Annotated in this window: 1 pseudogene; it reads left to right on the top strand. The window is 47.6% G+C overall.

Annotation, left to right across the window (positions count from 1 at the left end):
- Positions 1 to 60 precede the first annotated feature (60 nt).
- Positions 61 to 835: pseudogene (locus ACTQ34_RS18040) on the top strand (IS5 family transposase).
- Positions 836 to 868 lie beyond the last annotated feature (33 nt).

The raw sequence follows: 868 nt of genomic DNA, 5'->3' as shown, positions 1-868 counted from the left end.
TTAGGCCATGTTTGAAAAACAAAAGTTGCACAAACGGATATGATTTAGTAAACTATTGATATGGGAACGAAACGATATGAACTCACAGAAAGTGAATGGAATCGAATCAAAGATATGCTGCCGCCAGAACATCCGAAGGAAGGGAAACGCGGACGCCCGGCAAAATGTGATAACCGCAGTGCACTGAATGGGATACTGTGGATTGCCAGAGGAGGGGCGCCGTGGAGAGAGCTTCCGGAACGATATGGCCCATGGCAGACTGTGTACAGCCGCTTTCGGAAGTGGAAGGACATGGGGATTTTTGAGGCGATCTTCAAGACTCTGTCCATAGATGCGGATTTTGAGAACATCTCAATCGACTCGACATCCTGCAAGGTACATCAAAGTGCCAATGGCGGGGAAAAAAACCGAGGATAAAGCGGTTGGCATGTCCAGAGGTGGCCGAAATACGAAGATTCATACTTTAGTGGATGGCTTAGGCAATCCACTGGCTTTCATGCTCAGTTCCGGCAACGACCATGATTCCGTCCATGCCGTTTCTTTGCTCAGCCAAGTCAACATTGAGAGAAGCAATATCCTTGGAGATAAGGCGTACGGAGCAAAGGCGATCCGAGAGTACATTGTTTCTCAGGAGGCCACCTATACAATCCCGCCAAAGAGCGATGTCAGTGATCCCTGGCCTATAGATTGGCATACCTACAGAGAGCGGCATCTGGTTGAGTGCTTTTTCCAGAAGCTCAAGTGGTTTCGCAGGATTTTCACCCGCTATGATAAGCTCGACTCCTCATTCCTTGCCTTCGTTTACATTGGCGCTATCGCCATTTTGTTGAAATGATGCAATACTCTGCAATTTTTAAAACAAGGCCTA

The organism is Agathobaculum sp. LCP25S3_E8 (assembly GCF_052117165.1).
GTDB lineage: Bacteria > Bacillota > Clostridia > Oscillospirales > Butyricicoccaceae > Agathobaculum.
This window is presented reverse-complemented; position numbering and strand designations above follow the sequence as displayed.